We start from the raw sequence: 20,343 nt of genomic DNA on the forward strand, positions 1-20,343 counted from the left end.
ACAGAGGTCCATCCATGGTTCGTTCCGAAGCGTTCACGATCGAGGTCGCGGGCGAGGCGGTCGGCATTGTCGTCGCCCAGAAGCGCGGCTTCCGCTTCTATGCATCCGATTCCCGGTTCCAGCACCTCGAGGGACAGGATTTCCGCTCCGTACCGGACGCCGAGCGCGCCGCGCGCGATCTCGGCCGTACGCTGCCCCCCCTGCGGCCGGCCGTCGGCATGGCAGGGTGAGTTGAGGGCGGAACCCCAGGCGAATCCTCATTCTCTGGCCCGGATCGAAGCCAAGCTCGAAAAGCGCTTGCACCACCCCCGACGCTATGGCAGGTTCCGCGCCGCCTCGAAGGCGGGGCTGCCGTAGCTCAGTGGTAGAGCACTCCCTTGGTAAGGGAGAGGTCGTGAGTTCAATCCTCACCGGCAGCACCAGCGACGGGCGTCAGTCGACATCATGAGTCATGATCACCCGGATGCATCCGCGGCGGCCGCGCGGCTGCTTGGATGATCGCAGCCGCGTCCGTTCGAAGCCCACATCATCCGCCGTTCCGCGCCGCCCCCGTTCTGCTCCGGTTGCGTAACGGCGTCGCATCGGCCATACCAAAGCCGAAATGACCGATCAGCGTCGTCCCCCGACCGCCAAGCCCGCATCCGCGTCGCGCCAGGAGCGCGAGGCGGCAGCGTTGCGCGCCAATCTGGCGCGGCGCAAGGCGCAGAGCCGGGGGCGGGCGGCGGTCGAGGAGAAGGTGCGCGCGGAGGGCCGGGAGCCCGGCCGCGACGAGGATCAGGCGAGGGGTTAGACCGTGGCGATCATGTCCGACATCTGGATCCGCGAGCGGGCGCTGGCGGACAAAATGATCGACCCCTTCGTCGAGCAGCAGAAGCGCGAAGGCACGATCTCCTACGGCCTGTCGAGCTACGGCTACGACGCCCGCGTGTCCGACGAGTTCCTGGTGTTCACCAATGTCGACAGCGCGCTGGTCGACCCCAAGAACTTCGATCCGAAGAGCTTTGTCGAGCGCAAGGGCCCGGTCTGCATCATCCCGCCCAACAGCTTCGCCTTGGCCCGCACGGTCGAATATTTCCGCATCCCGCGCGACGTGCTGGTGATCTGCCTCGGCAAGTCGACCTATGCCCGCTGCGGCATCATCGTCAACGTCACGCCGCTGGAGCCGGAATGGGAGGGGCATGTGACGCTGGAATTCTCCAACACCACGCCGCTGCCGGCCAAGATCTACGCCAATGAGGGCGCCTGCCAGTTCCTGTTCCTCAAGGGCGACCAGCCCTGCGAGGTGTCCTATGCCGACCGGGCCGGCAAGTATATGGGCCAGCGCGGCGTCACCCTGCCGAAGCTTTAGCGTCACCTCATTCCAGGGTCCGGGGGAGCCATCATGGACAAGATTCGTATCCGGGGCGGGCGGCCCCTGCGGGGCCGGCTTCCGATCAGCGGGGCGAAGAACGCGGCCCTGCCGCTGATGGCGGCGGCGCTGCTGTCGGACGAGCCCCTGACCCTGACCAACCTGCCGCATCTGGTCGACATCTCCACCCTCGCGACCCTCCTGGCCCAGCACGGCGTCGAGATCTCGCTGAACGGCGCGGATTCCGACGGGGCCCAGGGCCGGGTGATGGAGCTGACGGCCCGGCGCATCCGCAGCACCACCGCCCCCTACGACCTGGTGCGGAAGATGCGCGCCAGCGTGCTGGTGCTGGGCCCGCTGGTGGCGCGCGAGGGTCATGCCAAGGTGTCGCTGCCCGGCGGCTGCGCCATCGGCACCCGGCCGGTCGACCTGCACATCATGGGGCTGGAGCAGCTCGGCGCCGAGATCGAGGTCAGCGAGGGCTATATCAACGCCCGCGCCCCGAACGGCCTGCAGGGCACCCGCATCGTGTTCCCGAAAGTGTCGGTCGGCGCCACCGAGAACCTGATGATGGCGGCGGCCCTGGCCCGCGGCGAGACGGTTCTGGTCAACGCCGCGCGCGAGCCGGAGATCATCGACCTCGCCACCTGCCTCAACGCCATGGGCGCCGCGGTCGAGGGGGCCGGGACCGACACCATCCGGATCCAGGGCCGCGACCGGCTGGGCCGGGCGACGCACCGCATCGTCGCCGACCGGATCGAGACCGGCACCTATGTCATGGCCACGGCCGCCACCGGCGGCGAGGTCGAGCTGGTCGGCACCAGCCTGCACCTGATCGAGGCGGCGGCCGACGCGCTGCGCGGCGCCGGGGTCGAGTTCGAGCCGACGGTGGACGGCTTCAAGGTCCGCCGCAGCGGCGACCTGATCGGCGTCGACGTGATGACCGAGCCCTATCCGGGTTTCCCGACGGATCTTCAGGCCCAAATGATGGGATTGATGACCGTGGCCAAGGGGGCCTCGATGATCACCGAGACGATCTTCGAGAATCGCTTCATGCATGTGCCCGAGCTGATGCGGATGGGGGCCAACGTCACCATCCACGGCGCCTCGGCGCTGGTGCGCGGCGTGCCGAAGCTGACCGGCGCCCCGGTGATGGCGACCGACCTGCGCGCCAGCGTGTCGCTGGTCATCGCCGGCCTCGTGGCCCAGGGAGAGACGGTGCTGAACCGGGTCTACCATCTGGACCGCGGCTATGAGCGGCTGGAAGAGAAGCTGGCCGCCTGCGGCGCCGACGTCGCCCGGCTCAAGAGCGACTGAGATGCCGTCCGACGCGCCCGTCCGCCTGCGCCTGCGCGCCCGTGACGCGGAGGACCTCGCCGTCCTCTCCGCGGCGCTGCAGGACGCGATCGTGCCGGTGCACGACATGACCTTCCTGCGCCCCGAGCGCTGCTTCGTCATGGCGGTGAACCGCTTCTGCTGGGAGCGGCCGGCGCAGCTCATCGAAGGGCAGGAGTTCTGGCATCGGACCCTGTGCGGGGTGCGCTTCCAGGGTATCGATTCGGTCCAGAGCCGGAATCTCGACCTCCATGACCGGGCGCGGATGCTGGACCTGCTGGCGATCATCGCGGAGGAGGGCGGCATCCTCCTCAGCTTCGCCGATGATGTCACCCTGCGCCTGGTCGGCGAGGGCGTCGACGTCCTCCTGGAGGATCGCGGCGAACCCTGGCCGACCCCGCAGCGGCCGCGGCACCCCGACGATTAACCGAACGATCGGTCAGTCCAGCCCGCCCTGGGCGCGGAAATGGCCGCGGATGCGCTGGGTCAGCTCCACGAATTGCGGATCGCCCATGACATCGAGCGAGCGCGGCTTGGGCAGCGGCACGTCGTAGATCGCCGCGATCGACCCCGGCCTCTCGGTCATCACCAGCACCCGGTCGGCCAGGAACACCGCCTCCGGGATCGAATGGGTGATCAGCAGGATGGTCTTGCGCGTTTCGCGCTGGATCCGCTGCAGCTCGACATTCATCCGCTCCCGCGTCATGGCGTCGAGCGCGCCGAAGGGTTCGTCCATCAGCACGATCGCCGGATCGGTCACCAGGGCCCGGCACAGCGACACCCGTTGCTGCATGCCGCCCGAGAGCTGCCAGGGCAGCTTGTCGGCGAATCCCCCCAGCCCGACCATGCGCAGGAGCTGGTGCGCGCGGTCCAGATGCGGGGCGCGGGGCAGGCGCTTGACCTCGACCGGCATCATCACATTGGCCAGCACGCTGCGCCACGGCAGCAGCAGCGGGTTCTGGAACACGATGCCGGCGTCGCCATGCGGCCGGTCGACCTCGCGCCCGCCGAGGCGGATCCGGCCGGTGCTGGGCGGCAGCAGCCCGGCGATCATCCGCAGCAGGGTGGACTTGCCGCAGCCGGACGGGCCGACCAGCACCAGGAACTCGCCCTCGCCGATGGTGAAATCGAGCGGCGCCAGCGACGGCACCTCGCCGTCGCGGGTGCGATAGGTCTTGGACACGCCTTCGACGGCGATGACGGCGGGCCGAGGCGCCGCCTCCGCCGTCGCGACCAGATGCAGCCTCGGCCTGCTCATCACGCGCCGCCCCTTGCTCACTTCGGCAGGAATTCGTTGGTGTAGAAGGTCTTCGGATCGGCCGCGGCGGACGCGTCGACCCCGCCGTACTGGATCAGCAGCTTCACGGTTTCGGCCATGTTCGCGTCGGTGACGCGGAACGGCCGCTGGCCCTTTGTCTCCTCGGTCCGGTACAGCGGGACGGTGCGCTCGAAGCCCTCCTGCAGCGTCTCCGGCTTGCCGGCCTTGGGCAGCGCCGCCAGCACCGCGGCGGTGGCCTCGGCCGGGGCCTTCTCGGCCGCCTCGATCGCCTGCGTCGTCGCCGCCATGAAGCGGCGGATCAGGTCGGGATTCTCAGTCAGCAGCTCCTTCTGCACGACGATGCCGGAGGACACCATGTTGACCCCGTAATCGGCGAACATGATGGGGTAGACGTCTTTCCCGGTGGCGTCCTTGATCTTCATGCTCTGGTCCATGGAATAGCCCAGCAGGAGGTCGGCCTGGCCGTTGATCACGGCATTCAGCTTGGTCTGGGCGTCGCCGGAGACGGTGCGGAAGTCGCTCTCCGTCAGCCCGGTCTTCTGCAGGAAGAAGGGCCAGATCTGCGACAGCGAATCGCCGGGCGTGGTGGCCACGGTCTTGCCCTTGATGTCCTCGGGCTTGCGGATGTTCTTCTCGGCGAAGCCCATCACCGACATCGGGCTCTTCTGCAGCAGGACCCCGACCGAGACCAGGGGCGCGCCCTTGGCCGCGGCCTTGATCATCGTCGGCACGTCGAAATAGCCGAAGCCGACGGTGCCGGCGGCGACCGCCTGGGCGGTCATGGCCGAGCCGCGGCCCTCCTGGATCTCCAGGTCGATGCCCTGGTCGGCGTAGAATCCCTTGGCCTTGCCGTAAAAGAACGGCGTGTGCTCGCCATAGACATACCAGTTCAGCATCAGCACGACCTTGTCGGCCGCCTGGGCCGAGCCGGCCGCGAGCAGGATGCCGAGGGCAATCAGCAGGCTCCGGACCATCGTTTTTCCTCCCCTTTGTGTTTGGTTGCGCCGCCTCAGGCGGCGACGATCAGTTCGCGCCGCCGGCTGGCGTGCCACGGGATGACCAGGCGCTCGATCAGGTCGATCAGCCAGAACAGCACCACACCGAGCAGCGCCAGGATCACCAGCGCCGCGAACATGGTCGGCAGCTCGAAATTGCCGATCGAGCGCTGCAGCACGAAGCCGATGCCGGAATTGGCGCCGACGAACTCGCCGACCACGGCCCCGACCACCGCCAGCGTGACCGAGACCTTGAGGCCGGAGAAGATCGCCGGCATCGCCTGCGGCAGCCCGACCATGCGGAAGATCTGCCAGCGGCTGGCAGCCATCGCCCGGGCCAGGTCGAGCGTGTCGGGATCCAGCGACTTGAAGCCCTGCACCGCCGACACCACCACCGGGAAGAAGCCCAGCAGGAAGGCCGAGATCACCTTGGGCTCGAGCCCGAAGCCGAACCAGACGACAAAGAGCGGCGCGACCGCCACCTTCGGGATCGACTGCGAGAACACCAGCAGCGGGTAGAGATAGGCCTCGACCGTGCGCGACCCGGCGATCAGCATCGCCATCGGGATGCCGATGACTGCCGACAGCAGGAAGCCCAGCACCGTCGCCACAGTGGTCGGCACCGATTGCGACAGCAACTCCGGCCCGTCGCGCCAGAGGGTGACGATCACGTCCCAGGGCGCCGGCACCTGATAGGGCGGCAGGCGGAAGATCCGGATCGCCAGGTCCCACAGCACGATGATGATCAGCAGCAGGATGACGGGCCTGACCCAGCCTGCCTGCAGCAGGTTGAACGCGCGGCTTGGGGCGCGGTCACGGGCGCTTTGCGATCCCATCGGCGTCTCCCGGTCTCGGGCTTCTGAACGGCCCGACAGAAATTAACTCGTTGGTTAAAATCCTGCTGTGCAGCGATCGTTCGGTCAAGAGCCGAAGCGTGGCTCGGATCTGCCGTCCGTCAAGGCCGCAGCGCGGACAGCACCAGGTCGGTCATGTGGGCGAGGCGCTCGCGCCGGGCCTTCGCCTCGAACAGGTCGCGATCGAAGATGACGCCAAGCGTCCAGCGGTTCGAGACGTAGAAATAGGCGAGGCCGGCGATCGAGATGTAGAGCTGCACCGGGTCGATCCCGGCCCGGAACACGCCGGCGGCGACGCCGCGGTCCAGCACCTCGCCGATCATCTCGACGAAGGGCGAGTGCAGGGGGCGGACATTGGGCGATTTCCGCAAGTGCCGCGCCTGGTACAGATTCTCCTGGTTCAGCATGATGATGAATTCGGGGTTCTCCAGGAAATAGCTCCAGGTGAACTCCACCAGCCGGGCGATCGCAGCGTCCGGCGCCAGGCTCTCCAGATTCAGCGCCCGCTCGGCGCTGCGGATGCGGGCATAGGTCGCTTCCAGCACCGCCAGGTACAGCGTCTCCTTGTTGCCGACATGGTAGTAGAGCATGCGCTTGTTGGCGCCGGCGGCCGCGGCGATGCGGTCGATCCGCGCGCCGCCGTAGCCGTGCCGGGTGAACTCCGCCAGCGCCGCATCCAGGATGCGCTGGCGCATGCCTTCCGGGTCGCGCTGCCAGCGCACCCGCGTCCTGCCCTCGGCGCTCTCGATCCCGTCCAAGGCCTCGCCCCTGCTGCTCTCATCCATTTGCCTCCAGCCGCCGGGCGGACGAAAGCAAAATCGAGGTAGCAGGAACATCGATCCGGCGGCCGCGTTCTCGACAGGAGCTGCCGGCTGGCGCAACTTGCCGGTCGATCCGACGTCAGCCTGGGGAGGGTGCAGATGGTGAGTCCGATCGCAGGGAAGCCCGTCGATCCGTCCGATCTCGTGAACCTGCCCCGGCTGGTCACGGCCTATTTCACGACCAGGCCCGATCCGGCCAACCCCGCCCAGCGCGTCGCCTTCGGCACCTCCGGCCATCGCGGCTCGGCCTTCGCCGGCAGCTTCAACGAGGTCCATATCCTCGCCATCACCCAGGCGATCTGCCTTTACCGTAAGCGCGCCGGCATCGACGGGCCGCTGTTCATCGGCATCGACAGCCATGCGCTGTCCGAGCCGGCGCTGGCCAGCGCCCTGGAGGTGCTGGCGGCGAACGGCGTCGAGACCATGATCGACCGGGACGGCGGCTACACCCCGACCCCGGTCATCTCGCACGCGATCCTGACCTACAACCGCAGCCGCAGCTCGGGCCTCGCCGACGGCATCGTGGTCACGCCATCGCACAACCCGCCGGAGGATGGCGGCTTCAAGTATAACCCGCCGAACGGGGGACCGGCCGACACCGAGGTGACGGGCTGGATCGAGCGCACGGCCAACGAGCTGATCGAGAAGGCGCTGGATGGTATCCAGCGGGTGCCGTATCCGCGCGCCCTGAAGGCGGCGACCACGCATCGCCACGATTATGTCGACGGCTATGTCGGCGATCTCGGCACCGTGATCGACCTCGAGGCGATCCGGTCCGCGGGCGTCAAGATCGGCATCGACCCGCTCGGCGGCGCCGCCGTGCGCTACTGGGCGCCGCTGATCGACCGCACCGGCATCGCCGCGACCGTGGTCAGCGACATCGTCGACCCGACCTTCCGCTTCATGACGGCGGACTGGGACGGCAAGATCCGCATGGACTGCTCCTCGCCCTACGCCATGACCCGGCTGCTGGGGCTGCGGGACAAGTTCGACGTGGCCTTCGCCAACGACACCGACGCCGACCGGCACGGCATCGTCACCCGCACCGCCGGCCTCATGAACCCGAACCACTTCCTGGCGGCGTCGATCGCCTATCTGTTCGAGCATCGGAAGGGCTGGCGCCGGGACAGCGCCATCGGCAAGACGCTGGTCAGCAGCAGCATGATCGACCGCGTCGCGGCCAAGCTCGGCCGGCGCCTGCTGGAGGTTCCGGTCGGCTTCAAGTGGTTCGTCGACGGACTGAGCGACGGCTCAGTCGGTTTCGGCGGAGAGGAGAGCGCCGGCGCCTCCTTCCTGCGCATGGACGGCACGGTGTGGACCACCGACAAGGACGGCATCATCCTCGGCCTGCTGGCGGCGGAGATCACCGCCGTCACCGGCCGCGACCCCAGCGAGCTCTATGCCGGCCTGACGCAGGAGCTGGGCACCGCCTGGTACGCCCGCACCGACGCGCCGGCGAGCAGCGAGCAGAAGCGCGTGTTCAAGACCCTGACGCCGGAAGAGCTCGGGGCAAGCCAGCTCGGCGGCGACCCGGTGACGCAGACCCTGACCAAGGCGCCCGGCAACGGCCAGCCCTTCGGCGGCATCAAGGTGGCGACCGCCAATGGCTGGTTCGCGGCCCGGCCCTCCGGCACCGAGGAGGTCTACAAGATCTACGCCGAGAGCTTCCGCAGCGAGGATCACCTGCGGCAGATCCAGGAGGATGCCAAGGCCTTGATCGGCCGCGCCTTCGCGGCGGCGGGGCAGGGATAGCGGCTGCCGGTGCTTCCGGGATTCGATACTGGCCGCCCGAAATCTTAACCGTCATGGCGAGCCCCGAAGGGGCGTGGCCATCCAGGGCCGCTCGCACCGGCCCCTGGATGGCCACGGCGCTGCGCGCCTCGCCATGACGGGGCAGGGGACGGGAGTCGATCTCAAAGGCTGATCTTCGCGCATGGGCGAGTCGCGGCCTCTTCTGGTCTCGCGGCGCCGCTTTCGGCTATGGTGCCGGCCATTCCCGCGGAAGCCGGCCCATGACCGTACCCGATCCTTTGACCATCGCCCTGCCCAAGGGCCGCATCCTGGACGAGCTGCGCCCGCTGATGGCGCAGGCCGGGCTGGAGCCGGAGCCGGCCTTCGACGACCCGCGCCATCGCGGCCTGTCCTTCGCCACCAACCATCCGCATATCCGGCTGATCCGCGTGCGCTCCTTCGACGTCGCCACCTTCGTCGCCTTCGGCGCGGCGCAGATCGGCGTCGCCGGGAACGACGTGCTGATGGAGTTCGACTATCCCGAGCTCTACGCCCCGCTCGACCTCGGCATCGGCGCCTGCCGCCTGGCGGTGGCCGAGCCGGTGGACCTGGCCGAGACCGACGACCCGCGGCGCTGGAGCCATATCCGCGTCGCCACCAAATACCCGGCGGTGACCCGCCGCCACTTCGCCGCCCGCGGGGTGCAGGCGGAATGCATCAAGCTGAACGGCGCGATGGAGCTGGCGCCCTCGCTCGGCCTGTGCCGCCGCATCGTCGACCTCGTCTCCTCCGGCAAGACGCTGGAGGCGAACGGGCTGCGCGAGATAGAGCACATCGCCGACATCACCTCGCGGCTGATCGTCAACCGCGCCGCCTTCAAGACCCGGCCGGAGGAGATCGCCGGCTGGATCGACCGTTTCCGGAATGCCGTCCATGCCGCTGCGCTTTGATGCCCGCTCGCTCGGCTTCGCCGAGGCCTTCGACGCCTTCGTCTCCGCCCGCCGCGGGGCCCATGCCGATGTCGCCGGCGCCGTCGCCGCCATCGTGGCCGAGACCCGGGCGCGCGGCGATGCGGCGCTGATCGACTTCACCGAACGCTTCGACCGGGTGCGGCTGACGCCCGAGACCCTGCGCATCAGCGCCGAGGAGATCGCCGCGGCCCGGGCCCAGGTCGATGCGGAGACCCTGGAGGCCCTGGACCTGGCCGCGCAGCGGATCGAGGCGTTCCATGCACGGACCGAGCTGCCGGCCCTGTCCTATGTCGACGAGGACGGAATCGGCCTCGGCGCCCGCTGGACCGCGATCGACGCGGTCGGCATCTACGTGCCCGGCGGCCTCGCCAATTATCCGAGCTCGGTGCTGATGAACGCGATCCCGGCCAAGGTGGCGGGGGTCGGGCGCATCGCCATGGCGGTGCCGGCGCCGGACGGTGTGCTGAACCCGCTGGTCCTGGCCGCGGCGGAGCGGGCCGGGGTGACCGAGATCTGGCGCGTCGGCGGCGCCCAGGCAGTGGCGGCCCTGGCCTACGGCACGGAGAGCATCCGCCCGGTCGACAAGATCACCGGGCCTGGCAACGCCTATGTCGCCGAGGCCAAGCGCCAGGTCTTCGGCGCCGTCGGCATCGACATGATCGCCGGCCCGTCCGAGATCCTGGTGGTGGCCGATGCCGGCAACGACCCGGAATGGATCGCGGTCGACCTCCTGTCCCAGGCCGAGCACGACACCCACGCCCAGTCGGTGCTGATCACCGATGACGCCGCTTTCGCCGATGCCGTGACCGCGGCGGTCGACCGCGTGCTGACGCGGCTGCCCAAGGCGGAGATCGCGGGGGCCAGCTGGCGCGACCAGGGTGGCGTGATCGTGGTCGGATCGCTCGATGATGCGGCGCCGCTGGTCGACCGGCTGGCGCCCGAGCATCTCGAGCTCGCGATCGCCGATCCTGACCGTCTGGCCAACCGCGTCCGCCACGCCGGGGCGATCTTCCTCGGCCGCCACGCGCCGGAGGCGGTGGGCGACTATGTCGCCGGGCCGAACCATGTGCTGCCGACGGCGCGCAGCGCCCGCTTCGCCAGCGGCCTCAGCGTCTTCGACTTCGTCAAGCGCACCACGCTGGTGCGCTGCGGCGCGGCCGGGCTGGCCCGGATCGGACCGGCGGCGGTGCGCCTGGCCCGGGCCGAGGGGCTGGAGGCGCATGCTCTCTCGATCGCGCAGCGGTTGAAGGCGGCCGGATGAACCGCGCGGCCGGCGATGCGGAGGAGGGGCGCCTCGTCGAGGTGGTGATCGACGAAAGCGCGGCGGTCCGCCGGTCGCCGGAAGTGGCGCATGAGCGCCGGGTCGCGATCCACGACCTGATCGAGCAGAACAGCTTCCGCCTGGTCGAGGGCCCGTCCGGACCTTACCGCCTGCGCCTGCGCATGGAGGAGAACCGGCTGGTCTTCGAGATCACGGTCGATTCGGGGGAGGAGATCGAGCGGATCGCGCTGCCGATCCAGCCCTTCCGCCGGATCATCAAGGACTATTTCCTGGTCTGCGAAAGCTACTACGCCGCGATCAAGACGGCGCCGCCGTCGCGGATCGAGGCGATCGACATGGGCCGCCGCGGGCTGCACGACGAGGGCTCGACGCTGCTCGGCGAAAGGCTGGCCGACCGGATCGCCATGGACCACGCGACGGCGCGGCGGCTGTTCACGCTGCTCTGTGTCCTGCAGATCCGCGGGTGACCGATGGCGGGGCCGACCAGCGTCCTCTTCACCTGCACCCACAATGCGATCCGCTCGCCGATGGCCGAGGCGATCCTGAAGCATGTGGCGGGGTCGCGGATCTTCGTCGACAGCGTCGGGGTGCGGCCGGGCGAGCTCGACCCCTTCACGGTGGCGGTGATGCAGGAGATCGGCATCGATCTCAGCCGCCACCGGCCGAAGAGCTTCGACGACCTCGAGGACGACAATTTCGACCTGGTGATCTCGCTGTCGCCCGAGGCCCAGCACCGGGCGGTGGAGATGACCCGCACCACGGCTTGCGACCTGGAGTTCTGGAACACCTTCGACCCGACCGCGATCGAAGGCAACCGCGAGACCCGGATGGCCGCGTTCCGTCAGGTCCGCGACCTGCTCCTGGCCCGCATCCGCGAGCGCTTCGGCGACCTTGAGAAGGAACGGGCGTGACAGCGGCCTGCTGCGGTCGCTCAAACATGGCCGGACCGCGGCACGGAGCCGCACAAACATCTTGACCCGACAAAGACGGTCGCCCACTTCTTGGGCGGATTCCCAACATGGCGAGCATGGATGGCCAAGGAAGATTTGATCGAGTTCTCGGGCACGGTGACCGAGCTGCTCCCGAACGCGATGTTCCGGGTGAAGCTGGACAACGACCACGAGGTCCTGGCGCACACCTCGGGCAAGATGCGGAAGAACCGCATCCGGGTGCTGGCGGGGGACCGGGTCAATGTCGAGATGACCCCGTACGACCTGACCAAGGGTCGCATCACCTTCCGCTTCAAGTAACAGCCGTGCCCGGTCCGGATCGGACGGGTGCGATCGACTCGTTGATTCTCGCCTCGGCCTCGCCGAGGCGTCTCGATTTGTTGCGCCAGATCGGCATCATGCCGGACCGGGTCCTGCCGGCCGATCTCGACGAGACCCCGCTGAAGCGCGAGCTGCCCGGCCCGCACGCCAAGCGCCTGGCCCAGGCCAAGGCCGAGGCGGTTCGGGCCAGGGCGCCCGGCGTCTTCATCCTCGCGGCCGACACCGTGGTCGGCTGCGGCCGGCGCATCCTGCCCAAGGCGGAGACCGACGCCGAGCTGCGGCAGTGCCTGGAGCTGCTGTCCGGCCGTCGGCACCGGGTCTATGGCGGCCTCTGCCTGATCGCGCCGGACGGCACCACGCGGCTGCGGCTGGTGGAGAGCATCGTCGTCTTCAAGCGGCTGACGCCAGACGAGATCGACGCCTATGTCGCCTCGGGCGAGGGCCGCGGCAAGGCCGGCGGCTACGCCATCCAGGGGCGGGCGGCGGCGCTGATCCGGGCGATCGAAGGCTCCTATTCCAACATCGTCGGCCTGCCGCTGTTCGAGACCTCGCAGCTCTTGCGCGGCGCGGGCTACCGCTGGTGAAGGCGGTCGAGATCACCTCTACGGGCGGCCTGCTGCTGGCCGGCGTGGTGATCGACGGCCGCCTGACCGACCTCGCCGCCGAGCGCCTGTCGCGGCCGAGCCTGTCGGGCGCGGTGATGCTGGCGCGGGTGGAGCGGGTCGACCGCGTCTCCGCCGCCGCCTTCCTCGACATCGGCACCGGCCGCAGCGCCTTTCTGCCGCTGCGCGGGCCGGAGGCCGAGTCGCTGCGGGCCGGCGCGCCGGTGATCGTCCAGATCGTCGCCGATCCGCGGGCGGAGAAGGGGGCGGAGGCGACCCGCGACGTGGCGCTGCCCGGTGCCGGCCTGATCCATCTGCCCTTCTCGGCCGGCGTGGCCGTGTCGAATCGGCTCGGGCCCGCGGCGAAGCGGGAATGGCAGCAGCGCCTGACCGGCGGCTGGATCGTGCGCGCCGCGGCCGCCGGCATGGCGGTCGACCTGGTGCTGGCCGAGGCGGCTCGGCTGGAACGGCGCTGGGAGGCGATCGCCGACCGCGCCGAGGCGACCCGGGCACCGGCGCTGCTGGAACCCTCTCCGGGCGCCGCCCGCCGGCTGATCCTGGATCACCCGGACGCCGCCCGCATCATCGTCGACGGCGCCGCCCTTCTGCTGCCGCTGCAGCGCTGGGCCGCGGCGGTGGTGCCCGATCTGGCGCCCCGCATCGCCGCCGGCGCGGCGCCGCTGGGCGACGCGCTGGACACACTGCTGACGCCGACGGTGCCGCTGCCCTCCGGTGGCAGCATCACCATCGAGGCGACGCGCGCCCTGACCGTGATCGACGTCGATGGCGGCCGCGCCCCCGACCATCTCCGCGCCAATCGCGAGGCGGCGGCGGAGATCGCCCGCCAGCTGCGCCTGCGCAATATCGGCGGCACCGTGGTGGTCGATTTCATCTCGATGCGCCGCGGTGCCGACCGGGCGGCGCTGCTGAACGCCTTCCGCGCCGCGCTGGCCGAGGACCCGCTTCGGGTCCAGCTCGGCGAATCCCTGTCGCCGCTCGGCCTGGCCGAGCTGGCGCGCGAGCGGCGCGGCCAGGCCCTGGCCGATGTCGTGCATGGCTGAGCCCGGATGGGCTTGAAGCCGCGCCCCTCTGATCCGATTCTGGTGACCATGACCACGACCACCACCGAAACCCGCGGGCGCTGCCCGATCTGCCGCAAGCCGACGGTGCACCAATACCGCCCCTTCTGCTCGCGCCGCTGCGCCGATATCGATCTCGGCCATTGGTTTTCAGAGGCTTACTCGATCCCGGCGAAACCTGAGGACGAGCCCGAGGAAACATTGCAGCCGGATGAAGATCAGCGCTAGACAGGCGGCGTTCGGTTTCCTATAAGCACGGCCTCCGCACCGCGGAGACCAACGGCGCCCAGGTAGCTCAGTTGGTAGAGCAGGGGACTGAAAATCCCCGTGTCGGCAGTTCGATTCTGTCCCTGGGCACCATTCTCTCTTCTGCCGTAGATCGGATCTGTGCCTACGCCCCCGGCGAGGGTGCGAAGAAGCAGCGGATCGCATTGGTCGATTTGCGGCAGATCCAGTAGTCGCCGTCCTCGCTGCTCTGGCTCTTGAAGCGTGGCACGAATTCGCCGGTCGAGCGGATCCGGTAGCCGTCGTCGCTCTCCTCGATATCAGCACGCGGCCACGTCGTGCAGTCCTTCTCGCCGCAGCAGTGATTGGTGGTGCCGTATTCGACGTAGCCGCCGCGGCTGATCCAGCTGTCATGCGCCGACGCCGCCGCAGGCCCGAGGCACGCTGCCGCCCAGATCACCCATGCCGGCGCGTGTCGCCGGTGCCGCTCCCACAGAGCCATTGGGACCCCCCGTCCGCCGATCGACGGGCAACAGGGATCAAGATAGACCGAACCGGAGCCCGGCACAGCCGCATCCATTTCGTTGTCCTGCAGCAGAACTGCCGAGGCTGCAGCCCGGGGTGGCGTCCGCCGCCGTGCCTACAGCTTGGCCCGCGCCTGTAGCGACAACTCTGCGCCGTACTGTTCGAAAAGTTTCGCTCCGACGTATTCCGACCCCTCGATCGTCAGATGCAGGCGATCCCAAAAGAGCAGCGTTCCATCTGTCTGGATTCGACACATGGTGCCGTTGCAAAACAGGCTGTCGGGGGCGAAGAAGCTGGCGCCACCCCGATCAGCAGCATCGGCTATCCACCGGTTGATCTCCGTGTGGTCATTCCCTGCGACAGGAGCATCCGTGGAACCGGAGCGCATGCCCCGGATGTAGAGAGCATAGGCCGGCGCAAAGAAGGAGGGCGATTGGCCGACGACGAGGACCGCAGCGCCAATCTTACGAAGCGCGGCGATTGTATCCTCAAGCTTCGAGACATCACGTTGATCCTGCAGCGTTTCCCAGCGGCCACCGAGAACGACGGTCTTCGGAGGTCTCGACCGGATCAGGTCGACAGTGCGATCGTTGAACTCTGCACAGCCGGGATAGGTATTGTGATCGAGCCCAAGGACGGGCAGGCAGGCAGCGTATGTGGCTTGACCGACGGACAGAGCTGCGTCGGCAGCCTTGACGGACAAGCCACGGTAGAGTTGGGCGGCTTGGCTGTCGCCCCAGATTAGAATGTCTGGCGCCTCGCCGCCGTAGCAGGTATCGACCGGATACTCCGCAAACGACTGGTCTTCGTGCAGGAAGCAGGTACGACTCCGGAGCAGTTCGCCTCCCGGCTTGTAGGCTGCGTATTTTTCGATGATCGGGATCGCCTCCGGGAAGCGCTGCGGCCAGCCCTTGGCCACGTATGTGGCGGCCCCGATCGACAGGAGCAGCGCTGTCGCCGCGGCAGAGCACGAGAAGATCCAGCGCCGACTGAACGGGCTGCCCCTGCCGCGGAACGGCTGCTCGATGTACCGCCACGACAGGACGGCGGCCGCAAGCGACAATGTGATGACCAGGCCGGTCTCGCCCTCCGAGAGCTCTCGACTGGTGCTGTACTTGACGAAGACGATAATCGGCCAGTGCCAGAGATAGAGCGAGTAGGAGATCTTGCCGATGAACACGACCGGCCTAAGTCCCAGCAGGCGGCCGCCGAGGCTCTTTCCACCGGCTCCCGCCCAGATGATCAGCGCCGCCCCTATGCAGGGCGGGGCGGCATTCCATCCCGGAAACGGATCGGCCGACGTCAGGGTCAGCACGCTATAGGCGATCAGCGCCAGGCCCAGCGCGGCGGCGATCTCGCGCAGGCCGCGCGTCGCTGGGGCGGGAATGACGTTCAGCGCCAGCAGGGATCCGAGCAGCAGTTCCCAGGCCCGGGCTGGGAGGAGATAGAAGGTGGCGTTGGGATGATAGGCGATGCCCCAGACGTTGATGGCGAGGGACAGGCCGACAATGGCCGTCAGCGTTGCGTTTCGCTTCCATCGTCCTGCCTTGGACAGGACATAGAGCAAGATTGGGAACAAGATGTAGAACTGTTCCTCCACTGCCAATGACCAGGTGTGGAGTAGCGGCTTGAAGGCGGACGACACTGCAAAATATCCAAACTCCCTGTAAAATAGAATATTTGATGTAAATGACACCGCGGCGATGATGCTCTTTGCAAAGGCCAGAAGGTCGGACGACAGCATAATTATAGTGAAGACAATGCTGCTGATCAGCATCATGGTGAACAGCGCTGGAAAGATGCGCCGGGCTCGCCGCTCGTAGAACGACACAATGGAAAAGCGATCAGTCTCTATATCGTTCGCAAGTATCGAAGTAATCAGATATCCAGAGATGACAAAAAAGACGTCAACGCCGACGAAGCCGCCGCCCAGAAGGGATATGCCAGCGTGGTATAGAACCACCGGAACGACTGCGACCGCGCGCAATCCATCGATGTCTTTCCGGTAGCCGATCGACATGGTGCACCGCAGGATAAGACGATTGTCCTGCCGCTCTATCAAAGAAGCAGCTGCGGCGCTAGGCTCGAATTCCGACGCGTCGAAGCCCCGATGAGGGGCGGCCGGGGGCGGGCTGGGACTGCCTGCCCCCGGGGCGTGTGCTACTCCGCCGGCGCTCCGGCGACTGCCGGCCGCGGCCGCTCCAGATCCGGCAGGAAGGCGGTGAGCAGCCCGATCAGCGGCAGGAAGGAGCAGAGGTGGTAGACGAAGCCGATGCTGGTCAGGTCGGCGATCTCGCCCAGCACCGCGGCGCCGATGCCGCCCATGCCGAAGGCGAAGCCGAAGAACAGGCCGGCGATGGTGCCCGTCTTGCCCGGCACCAGCTCCTGCGCATAGACGACGATGGCGGAGAAGGCCGAGGCCAGGATCAGGCCGATGACGATGCTGAGGATCACGGTGCCGGTCAGCCCGACATAGGGCATGGCCAGCGTGAAGGGCAGCACGCCCAGGATGGACCCCCAGATCACCACCTTGCGGCCGAAGCGGTCGCCGATCGGGCCGCCTGCCACCGTCCCCACGGCGACGGCGCCGAGGAAGATGAACAGGTGGATCTGCGCCTCCTGCACCGACACGCCGAAGGTCTGGATCAGGTAGAAGGTGAAGTAGCTCGTCAGGCTGGCCAGGTAGACGTATTTCGAGAACACCAGCAGGCCGAGAATCCCGAGCGACAGGCCCACCTTGCCGCGCGACAGATCGACGGGGGGCGCCGTGCGGCGCGGTTTGGCCGCCAGGTTGCGCCGCTGCCGCTGGTACCAGGCACCGACGCCGGTCAGCACCAGGATGGCCAGCAGGGCGGCGGCGGAGAACCAGCCGATGCTGGCCTGACCGCGGGGCAGAACGATGAAGGCTGCCAGCAACGGCCCGATCGCCGAGCCGATATTGCCGCCGACCTGGAACAGCGACTGCGCCAGCCCATGCCGCCCGCCCGAAGCCAGCCGGGCGATGCGCGAGGATTCCGGATGGAAGACGGCGGAGCCCATCCCGACCAGCGCCGCGCCCAGCAGCAGCAGCGGAAAGCTCGGGGCGACCGAGAGCACGACGAGGCCGATCAGGGTGAAGCCCATGCCGACCGGAAGCGAATAAGGCTGCGGGTTGCGGTCGGTGTAGAGGCCGATCGCCGGCTGCAGGATCGAGGCGGTGAGCTGGAACACGAAGGTGATCAGGCCGACCTGCCCGAAATCGAGGCCGAAATCCGAGGCCAGCATCGGATAGAGCGCCGGAAGCAGCGACTGCATCATGTCGTTCAGCAGGTGGCTGAAGCTGATCGCGGCCAGGATTGTGAAGACTGTTCCGTCGGTTTCGGGCCTGCGGCCCAGTGTTCCACTCGTCATTCCCGATCGTCCCGATGACCGCTGAGCGGCCATCACAGAGGCACCCGGAGGCGAGAGTGCCTCCGGTTCGGGCAAAGATACGCCTTTCGCGGCAGCCTGCTTTCGTGCTTTGGTCAATCGTCTTCGAGAGTGGGCCATGGTCCGCAACGCTGCCCCGCCCGACTACGAGGCCACGCCTCGTCCGATCATCGCCATCGGCAATGATTACCCGGCGAACTATGCGATCCTGCCGCACAGGCACCGGCGGTCGCAGCTGCTGTACGGCACCAACGGGGTGCTCCTGGTCCGGACGGAGCAGGGGCGCTGGGTGGTGCCGCCGGAGCGCGGGGTCTGGATCCCGGGCGGCATCACCCACGATGTCCAGTTGATCGGCGCCGTCAGCGTCCGCAGCGTCTATGTCGAGGCCGATGCCGTTCCGGGCCTGCCGACGGAATGCCGTGTGGTCGGCGTGTCGCCGCTGATGCGCAGCCTGTTGATCGAGGCCGTCGACCTGCCGCTGGAATACGACCCCGACAGTCGCGACGGGCTGGTCATGGCGCTGATCCTGCAGGAGATCGCGCGGATGCCGGTGCTGCCGCTCAACCTGCCGCTGCCGGGCCATGCGGCCCTGGCGGCGCGCTGCCGGCGGTTCCTCGAGGGGCCGACGCCGCACGACACGATCGACGACTGGTGCGGCGTGCTGGGCATGAGCCGCCGCGCCTTCACCCGGCTGTTCCGGCAGGAGACCGGCCTCAGCCTCTCCGCCTGGCGGCAGCAGGCCTGCCTGTTCGCCGCCCTGCCGCGGCTGGCGGCGGGCGAGCCGGTGACCACCGTCGCCCTCGACCTCGGCTACGACAGCGCCGCCGCCTTTACGACCATGTTCAAGCGCCTGCTCGGTGCGCCGCCCAGCCGCTACTTCGTTGCGGGCGAGGATGGCCGGACAATTCCCGCCGCTTGAGATCGCGTGCCGCCGGATCGGGAGGCGTCTCGGTCGCTCGGTCAGGCGGGACCCCGACGCTGAACACCCGCCAGGTCGCAGTCGCTATGCGTTGTCGCCCTTCGGCCTGACCAGGCCGGCGGCAAACCCGAACGATCTGATCAGACCCTGCAGCTAGGGCGTGCCGACAGCGCCGTCGGCGGGCGGAACCGTCGCCTGCGGTGTCGTCTGCAAAGGCCGTGACGGCTTGGCACGCGCCAGCAGCCTCGCATAGACCGGGTCGGCCTCGGCAGTGGTGTTCGGCGGTACAGCCGGCGTTGCGACGGTCCCCGGCGGGCCCGGCTGCGGGGGAGTGCCGGCTGGCGTTCCGCCCGACGGCGCGGCCGGTCCCGGTTGAGCCGCCAGCGGCGAAGCGCCAGCCGGCGGGGCGGCCGAAGGGGCCGCTGCGATCGCGACCTCGGCCGTCAAGGCCGCGGGGGGCGCGGTAGAGCCGCTGCTGATCGTGTCGACGACGCCGGACACCGAGGCGATCAGGTGTCCCAGATCGCGAACGGTCGAGGTCTGCTCGGGCACCGTTGCCGCCTGGCGGCTGGTCGACGCGCGCGTCCGGGCGAGGGCCAGGTTCATCTGGCCCTGCGCCTCGTCCAAGGCGGCGTACTGCTCCGGATGGGCGCGGCGCCCCCCGCTTTCGTCGAGAGCCTGCTTGGCCTGCACGATCTGCTGCTTGAGCCGCGTCAGGCGCGACCGGGTGGTGACGACCGCCAGGTCCAGCGTCGACCGGGTCATCTGGGCCTTGCGGGCAAGAAGGCTGGCCGAAGCGGATATCTCGGCGGCGTCCGAAGGGTCGGGGCCGGACCCCATCGGTTGCTGTGCGCCCGCCCCCAGTTGCTCGTCCGGCACCTTGATGTAGTCGGGGAATGGCTTCTGCTGGGGGACCTGGGCGCAGCCCGCGGCGATCAACGCCAGGAGCATCGCGGAGCGTATGGTCTTGGCAGGCATGACGTATCCTCACCAGATCGGAGGAAATTCGCTGATCACCAGCACCGCCGGAACCGGACGGTTCGAGGCGTCGACCGCCGCGACCCAGACGGCATAGGTGCCGTTCGAGGGGCTCTCGAAGGTAATTGCGGGATTGGTGCCGCCATCATCCGTGTCGTCCACGCAGATCCACCTCCCGAGTGGCGTGCGGACGATGAGGGCGACATCCGAGCCCGCCGCCGCATAGATGCTCAAGGGGCGGTGGCCGTTCGCGAACTCGATCTTGGCGTCGGCCTGGGTGGGGGTGATGTTGCCGATGCAGTCCGTGCCGAGCGCGGCGGCGGAATACGGACCGCCGGCAACAACGCCGATCGGGTACGGATCGACAGGGAAACCGCCGACCAGAGAAACCGTCCCATAGGCCGGCCGGGCCTCGGAATCAGGCATGCTGGACGACGAGGCGGTCGATGCCGTCTGCTGCGCAGCGGCCTGCACCGACAGCGCCGCCGACGCTGCGGCGATCGCAAAGCGGACACATGTCCTGCCGTGACGCACCTGCTCCTCCCTGTTGCTGGTCGGGATCCATCCGGATATCCCGAAGTTGCGACAACGAACGAAGCGGCTGCTGTCTTGTCTTCAATTCGCACGGTGACATGACCGGCCCGGCCACCCGTGTAACGCAAGTCACAGGTGTCGATTCACGGGGGCGTGGCAATCCAGTGGTCCTCTGGATCGCCACGG

The 20,343-nt window shown here is 68.4% G+C and carries 24 protein-coding genes and 2 tRNA genes; 17 read left to right on the plus strand and 9 right to left on the minus strand.

All coding sequences use genetic code 11. From position 1 onward, the window contains the following. Positions 1-14 precede the first annotated feature (14 nt). The 6 genes from KXR53_RS12330 to KXR53_RS12355 all read left to right on the plus strand — a co-directional run bounded on the left by KXR53_RS12330 (position 15) and on the right by KXR53_RS12355 (position 3,110). Positions 15-230, plus strand: coding sequence for a hypothetical protein (locus tag KXR53_RS12330; RefSeq protein ID WP_437375465.1), 216 nt, complete (start codon positions 15-17; stop codon positions 228-230). Between the two features lie 117 nt (positions 231-347). Further along, positions 348-422 (plus strand) — tRNA-Thr (locus KXR53_RS12335). 179 nt (positions 423-601) lie between these two features. Beyond that, positions 602-790, plus strand: a complete 189-nt coding sequence (locus KXR53_RS12340; protein WP_437375466.1) for a hypothetical protein — start codon at positions 602-604, stop codon at positions 788-790. 12 nt (positions 791-802) lie between these two features. Beyond that, on the plus strand, positions 803-1,348 hold the full coding sequence (gene dcd, locus KXR53_RS12345) for a dCTP deaminase (RefSeq protein ID WP_437375467.1): 546 nt from the start codon (positions 803-805) through the stop codon (positions 1,346-1,348). Between the two features lie 33 nt (positions 1,349-1,381). After that, entirely contained in the window at positions 1,382-2,665 is a 1,284-nt protein-coding gene (murA, locus tag KXR53_RS12350; RefSeq protein ID WP_437375468.1) for a UDP-N-acetylglucosamine 1-carboxyvinyltransferase, read from the plus strand. A 1-nt stretch (position 2,666) separates the two neighbouring features. Further along, positions 2,667-3,110, plus strand: coding sequence for a DUF2948 family protein (locus KXR53_RS12355; protein WP_437375469.1), 444 nt, complete (start codon positions 2,667-2,669; stop codon positions 3,108-3,110). Positions 3,111-3,122: 12 nt separating this feature from the next. Here KXR53_RS12355 and KXR53_RS12360 read toward each other — a convergent pair whose 3' ends face one another. From KXR53_RS12360 to KXR53_RS12375, 4 genes are all read right to left on the minus strand, one after another. After that, the gene (locus tag KXR53_RS12360) at positions 3,123-3,941 is read right to left on the minus strand and encodes an ABC transporter ATP-binding protein (RefSeq protein WP_437375470.1); all 819 of its coding nucleotides are present in this window, start codon (positions 3,939-3,941) and stop codon (positions 3,123-3,125) included. A 17-nt stretch (positions 3,942-3,958) separates the two neighbouring features. Next, a complete protein-coding gene (locus tag KXR53_RS12365) occupies positions 3,959-4,936 on the minus strand; it encodes an ABC transporter substrate-binding protein (RefSeq protein WP_437375471.1) in 978 nt (325 codons plus the stop codon). Positions 4,937-4,971: 35 nt separating this feature from the next. Next, entirely contained in the window at positions 4,972-5,793 is an 822-nt protein-coding gene (locus KXR53_RS12370; protein WP_437375472.1) for an ABC transporter permease, read from the minus strand. A gap of 119 nt (positions 5,794-5,912) precedes the next feature. Next, complete coding sequence (locus KXR53_RS12375) at positions 5,913-6,596, minus strand: TetR family transcriptional regulator (protein WP_437375473.1); 684 nt, start codon at positions 6,594-6,596, stop codon at positions 5,913-5,915. A 135-nt stretch (positions 6,597-6,731) separates the two neighbouring features. On the opposite strand from KXR53_RS12375, the gene pgm reads away from it, so the two are divergent. From pgm to KXR53_RS12425, 10 genes are all read left to right on the plus strand, one after another. Further along, positions 6,732-8,384 carry a phosphoglucomutase (alpha-D-glucose-1,6-bisphosphate-dependent) gene (gene pgm, locus KXR53_RS12380; RefSeq protein ID WP_437375474.1) on the plus strand — a complete coding sequence of 551 codons (1,653 nt, stop codon included), beginning with the start codon at positions 6,732-6,734 and terminating at the stop codon, positions 8,382-8,384. A 260-nt stretch (positions 8,385-8,644) separates the two neighbouring features. Continuing rightward, entirely contained in the window at positions 8,645-9,313 is a 669-nt protein-coding gene (hisG, locus tag KXR53_RS12385) for an ATP phosphoribosyltransferase (protein ID WP_437375475.1), read from the plus strand. Beyond that, on the plus strand, positions 9,297-10,595 hold the full coding sequence (hisD, locus tag KXR53_RS12390; RefSeq protein ID WP_437375476.1) for a histidinol dehydrogenase: 1,299 nt from the start codon (positions 9,297-9,299) through the stop codon (positions 10,593-10,595). Before hisG ends, hisD begins: the two co-directional genes overlap by 17 nt. Beyond that, positions 10,592-11,083, plus strand: coding sequence for a UPF0262 family protein (locus KXR53_RS12395; protein WP_437375477.1), 492 nt, complete (start codon positions 10,592-10,594; stop codon positions 11,081-11,083). The genes hisD and KXR53_RS12395 overlap by 4 nt, the downstream gene beginning before the upstream one ends. 3 nt (positions 11,084-11,086) lie before the next feature. Continuing rightward, complete coding sequence (locus KXR53_RS12400; RefSeq protein ID WP_437375478.1) at positions 11,087-11,527, plus strand: arsenate reductase ArsC; 441 nt, start codon at positions 11,087-11,089, stop codon at positions 11,525-11,527. Between the two features lie 120 nt (positions 11,528-11,647). After that, on the plus strand, positions 11,648-11,866 hold the full coding sequence (gene infA, locus KXR53_RS12405; RefSeq protein WP_026870679.1) for a translation initiation factor IF-1: 219 nt from the start codon (positions 11,648-11,650) through the stop codon (positions 11,864-11,866). A 32-nt stretch (positions 11,867-11,898) separates the two neighbouring features. Beyond that, positions 11,899-12,471, plus strand: coding sequence for a Maf family protein (locus tag KXR53_RS12410; RefSeq protein ID WP_437375593.1), 573 nt, complete (start codon positions 11,899-11,901; stop codon positions 12,469-12,471). Further along, on the plus strand, positions 12,468-13,550 hold the full coding sequence (locus KXR53_RS12415; RefSeq protein WP_437375479.1) for a ribonuclease E/G: 1,083 nt from the start codon (positions 12,468-12,470) through the stop codon (positions 13,548-13,550). The genes KXR53_RS12410 and KXR53_RS12415 overlap by 4 nt, the downstream gene beginning before the upstream one ends. 48 nt (positions 13,551-13,598) lie before the next feature. Beyond that, complete coding sequence (locus KXR53_RS12420; protein WP_437375480.1) at positions 13,599-13,796, plus strand: DNA gyrase inhibitor YacG; 198 nt, start codon at positions 13,599-13,601, stop codon at positions 13,794-13,796. 56 nt (positions 13,797-13,852) lie between these two features. Continuing rightward, positions 13,853-13,928: transfer RNA gene (locus KXR53_RS12425), tRNA-Phe, on the plus strand. 31 nt (positions 13,929-13,959) lie between these two features. Here the strand turns inward: KXR53_RS12425 and KXR53_RS12430 are convergent. The 3 genes from KXR53_RS12430 to KXR53_RS12440 form a co-directional block, all read right to left on the minus strand. Further along, the gene (locus KXR53_RS12430) at positions 13,960-14,295 is read right to left on the minus strand and encodes a hypothetical protein (protein ID WP_437375481.1); all 336 of its coding nucleotides are present in this window, start codon (positions 14,293-14,295) and stop codon (positions 13,960-13,962) included. A 138-nt stretch (positions 14,296-14,433) separates the two neighbouring features. After that, the gene (locus KXR53_RS12435) at positions 14,434-16,338 is read right to left on the minus strand and encodes an acyltransferase family protein (RefSeq protein WP_437375482.1); all 1,905 of its coding nucleotides are present in this window, start codon (positions 16,336-16,338) and stop codon (positions 14,434-14,436) included. A 140-nt stretch (positions 16,339-16,478) separates the two neighbouring features. Then, positions 16,479-17,708 (minus strand): MFS transporter, encoded by a 1,230-nt coding sequence (locus KXR53_RS12440; RefSeq protein WP_437375483.1) that lies wholly within the window; start codon positions 17,706-17,708, stop codon positions 16,479-16,481. A gap of 136 nt (positions 17,709-17,844) precedes the next feature. On the opposite strand from KXR53_RS12440, the gene KXR53_RS12445 reads away from it, so the two are divergent. Continuing rightward, positions 17,845-18,645, plus strand: a complete 801-nt coding sequence (locus KXR53_RS12445) for an AraC family transcriptional regulator (RefSeq protein WP_437375484.1) — start codon at positions 17,845-17,847, stop codon at positions 18,643-18,645. A 153-nt stretch (positions 18,646-18,798) separates the two neighbouring features. Here KXR53_RS12445 and KXR53_RS12450 read toward each other — a convergent pair whose 3' ends face one another. Both KXR53_RS12450 and KXR53_RS12455 read right to left on the minus strand, forming a co-directional pair. After that, positions 18,799-19,623: a hypothetical protein gene (locus KXR53_RS12450; protein ID WP_437375485.1), complete on the minus strand. Its 825-nt coding sequence runs from the start codon at positions 19,621-19,623 to the stop codon at positions 18,799-18,801. Positions 19,624-19,632: 9 nt separating this feature from the next. Then, the gene (locus KXR53_RS12455; protein ID WP_437375486.1) at positions 19,633-20,157 is read right to left on the minus strand and encodes a hypothetical protein; all 525 of its coding nucleotides are present in this window, start codon (positions 20,155-20,157) and stop codon (positions 19,633-19,635) included. Positions 20,158-20,343 lie beyond the last annotated feature (186 nt).

Source organism: Inquilinus limosus (genome assembly GCF_051487185.1).
GTDB lineage: Bacteria > Pseudomonadota > Alphaproteobacteria > DSM-16000 > Inquilinaceae > Inquilinus > Inquilinus limosus_F.

Excerpts from the sequence above, each read along its gene's own strand:
- KXR53_RS12330 (WP_437375465.1), top strand. The coding sequence starts at position 15 with ATGGTTCGTTCCGAAGCGTTCACGATCGAGGTCGCGGGCGAGGCGGTC.
- KXR53_RS12340 (WP_437375466.1), top strand. The coding sequence starts at position 602 with ATGACCGATCAGCGTCGTCCCCCGACCGCCAAGCCCGCATCCGCGTCG.
- dcd (WP_437375467.1), top strand. The coding sequence starts at position 803 with ATGTCCGACATCTGGATCCGCGAGCGGGCGCTGGCGGACAAAATGATC.
- murA (WP_437375468.1), top strand. The coding sequence starts at position 1,382 with ATGGACAAGATTCGTATCCGGGGCGGGCGGCCCCTGCGGGGCCGGCTT.
- KXR53_RS12355 (WP_437375469.1), top strand. The coding sequence starts at position 2,667 with ATGCCGTCCGACGCGCCCGTCCGCCTGCGCCTGCGCGCCCGTGACGCG.
- KXR53_RS12360 (WP_437375470.1), bottom strand. The coding sequence starts at position 3,941 with ATGAGCAGGCCGAGGCTGCATCTGGTCGCGACGGCGGAGGCGGCGCCT.
- KXR53_RS12365 (WP_437375471.1), bottom strand. The coding sequence starts at position 4,936 with ATGGTCCGGAGCCTGCTGATTGCCCTCGGCATCCTGCTCGCGGCCGGC.
- KXR53_RS12370 (WP_437375472.1), bottom strand. The coding sequence starts at position 5,793 with ATGGGATCGCAAAGCGCCCGTGACCGCGCCCCAAGCCGCGCGTTCAAC.
- KXR53_RS12375 (WP_437375473.1), bottom strand. The coding sequence starts at position 6,596 with ATGGATGAGAGCAGCAGGGGCGAGGCCTTGGACGGGATCGAGAGCGCC.
- pgm (WP_437375474.1), top strand. The coding sequence starts at position 6,732 with ATGGTGAGTCCGATCGCAGGGAAGCCCGTCGATCCGTCCGATCTCGTG.
- hisG (WP_437375475.1), top strand. The coding sequence starts at position 8,645 with ATGACCGTACCCGATCCTTTGACCATCGCCCTGCCCAAGGGCCGCATC.
- hisD (WP_437375476.1), top strand. The coding sequence starts at position 9,297 with ATGCCGCTGCGCTTTGATGCCCGCTCGCTCGGCTTCGCCGAGGCCTTC.
- KXR53_RS12395 (WP_437375477.1), top strand. The coding sequence starts at position 10,592 with ATGAACCGCGCGGCCGGCGATGCGGAGGAGGGGCGCCTCGTCGAGGTG.
- KXR53_RS12400 (WP_437375478.1), top strand. The coding sequence starts at position 11,087 with ATGGCGGGGCCGACCAGCGTCCTCTTCACCTGCACCCACAATGCGATC.
- infA (WP_026870679.1), top strand. The coding sequence starts at position 11,648 with ATGGCCAAGGAAGATTTGATCGAGTTCTCGGGCACGGTGACCGAGCTG.
- KXR53_RS12420 (WP_437375480.1), top strand. The coding sequence starts at position 13,599 with ATGACCACGACCACCACCGAAACCCGCGGGCGCTGCCCGATCTGCCGC.
- KXR53_RS12430 (WP_437375481.1), bottom strand. The coding sequence starts at position 14,295 with ATGGCTCTGTGGGAGCGGCACCGGCGACACGCGCCGGCATGGGTGATC.
- KXR53_RS12435 (WP_437375482.1), bottom strand. The coding sequence starts at position 16,338 with ATGTCGATCGGCTACCGGAAAGACATCGATGGATTGCGCGCGGTCGCA.
- KXR53_RS12440 (WP_437375483.1), bottom strand. The coding sequence starts at position 17,708 with ATGACGAGTGGAACACTGGGCCGCAGGCCCGAAACCGACGGAACAGTC.
- KXR53_RS12445 (WP_437375484.1), top strand. The coding sequence starts at position 17,845 with ATGGTCCGCAACGCTGCCCCGCCCGACTACGAGGCCACGCCTCGTCCG.
- KXR53_RS12450 (WP_437375485.1), bottom strand. The coding sequence starts at position 19,623 with ATGCCTGCCAAGACCATACGCTCCGCGATGCTCCTGGCGTTGATCGCC.